This window comes from Thermovirga sp. (assembly GCA_012523215.1).
GTDB lineage: Bacteria > Synergistota > Synergistia > Synergistales > Thermovirgaceae > 58-81.
Window position 1 is genome coordinate 1 of record JAAYIZ010000280.1, and the last position, 1,982, is coordinate 1,982.

A 1,982-nucleotide genomic window follows, 5' to 3' on the forward strand; every position below is an offset into this window, starting at 1 on the left:
AATTTTTGAGCTTGACACACCACGGGCATGTCGGTGTCGAATAGACTTTTACCTTTGTCATCCTTTCCACCCCCAATTTTTTCCCCGGAAGGTTCAAGCGATATACCCCTCCCGCGTATTATTGCGCTTATACTCCACCTTGTCAACCTTGACTTTAACATTTTTTAAGGACCCTTGGAATAGAAACATCGAAAGGCGAAATTTCAAGGGCTCGAAATGGGGTAAAAAGGATCCTTTCCGTGGGTCCGCTCAAAGCCACGAAATGGTAAACTTTTCACTAACAGGAAGAGCGAATCAAAAAGAAACATGCTATAGTAGGCACGATCACTTTTTACATTATATAGGGAGGGGAACAAATGATCCTGGGCGACGTCATGAAGGTCCTTAATGCGGAACCGTTAAGCCGGACTGTCGACCTTAATGTGGATCTTCAGACGGCTTTTGCCGCCGATCTCATGAGCGATGTCCTTGCGCTCGCAAGACCGGGCACCCTGATGATCACCGGGCTGACCAACATCCAGATCATGAGAACTGCCAGTGTGGTAGACACGCCAGCGGTCGTGTTCGTCCGCGGGAAGAGGCCGCCCAGGGAGACGATCGATCTTGCAGAAAAACTCGGCATCCCTTCCATTGTCACCTCGAAGACAATGTTCGAAGCCTGTGGCCTGCTATACCAGGCCGGGATCAAACCCATCTCCAGAGTCGACAGGTGAAGCCCTTGAGCCGGCAGGAACCATTCGTGATCCAAAGGGAGGTCAAACCTCTGGACTTTCTTGCTGCTGGAGAGACGGCGTCGGATTTCAAGGAAACCTTGAAATCGCTCGGGATTTCCCCCGATATTTGTCGAAAGGCCTCGATCGTAACCTACGAGGCGGAGATGAACGCCGTAATTCATGGCGGCGGAGGCGTGATAGCCCTGGAATTGGCGGGTGATAAGATCACCATCGTGGCCAGGGACGAAGGCCCAGGCATAGAGAATGTTAGCCTGGCGATGCAGGAGGGCTACACCACTGCTCCCGATTCCATAAGGGAATTGGGATTCGGTGCTGGAATGGGCCTGCCCAATATTAAAAAATATTCCGACGAACTCGAGATCGAGACCGAACTCGGGAAGGGTACGATTCTCAGGGCTGTCATTCTTTTAGATTACTCCAGGGAGGAGGTGAAAAGCCCGTGCCCCACGGCATAAAGATCTCCGGCGAATCCTGCCGGGGATGCGTAAATTGCATCAAGGCCTGCCCGACGGAAGCAATGAGAGTAATCCACGGCCAGCTGCACATCATCGATGAACGCTGCATCGCCTGTGGGGAATGTCTAAGGATATGCCGGCACAGGGCGATTTCGCTGGAGGAATCCGAATGGAATTCCATCGCCGCTGATAATCGTTCTTTACCCCTAGTGACCGACCCCGCACTGTGCACCCAATTCTCATGGCCCCCTGACCCCATAATTCTCAAAGAAATCCTCATGGATATAGGGTTCGATCCCATTTTCGAGGAAACCGCGCTGGCCTTTGACCTCACGGCCTTGGCCCAGGCTCGCACCCTCGAGGAGCACGATTCCCGAGAACTGCCCATGATATCGACCTATTGCCCCTCGGTGGTGAGGCTCATACAGATCAGATTCCCGGAGCTGATCCACAACCTTTCACCCGCCGAAACCCCCCTTGAGACCAGCGTCGATCTATGGAGAACCCGCCACAACAGGTACGACATTCCCTGCACCCTGGTGGCCCCGTGCCCGGCGCGGATCACCATGGCCAACAGGCCCGTAGGGAGGGAGACCAGTTCCATCGACAACGTGATCTCCACGGCCAGGGTGGCAAAGGAGATTCTGTCGAAAAACTGTACTCCCTCCAAGGAACCGACCACCCCTGGGAAGAACTCCCGGTGGATCCACTGGTCCGTTTCCGGCGGAGAGGCCAACCATGTCAGGATGTTCGGGAGGAAACCCCTGAAGACCCTGGCTGTTTCCGGCTTGAG

General features: G+C 54.0%; 3 protein-coding genes. All 3 read left to right on the forward strand.

Going from position 1 to position 1,982, the window contains the following annotated elements; translation table 11 throughout:
- Positions 1 to 356: 356 nt before the first annotated feature.
- Positions 357 to 713, forward strand: coding sequence for a transcriptional regulator (locus tag GX108_07585; protein ID NLO56891.1), 357 nt, complete (start codon positions 357 to 359; stop codon positions 711 to 713).
- A gap of 5 nt (positions 714 to 718) precedes the next feature.
- A complete protein-coding gene (locus GX108_07590; protein ID NLO56892.1) occupies positions 719 to 1,189 on the forward strand; it encodes an anti-sigma regulatory factor in 471 nt (156 codons plus the stop codon).
- Positions 1,174 to 1,982, forward strand: an 809-nt coding sequence (locus tag GX108_07595; GenBank protein ID NLO56893.1) for a 4Fe-4S binding protein, incomplete at its 3' end; no start/stop codon positions are given. The genes GX108_07590 and GX108_07595, both read left to right, overlap by 16 nt.

Excerpts from the sequence above, each read along its gene's own strand:
- GX108_07585 (NLO56891.1), top strand. The coding sequence starts at position 357 with ATGATCCTGGGCGACGTCATGAAGGTCCTTAATGCGGAACCGTTAAGC.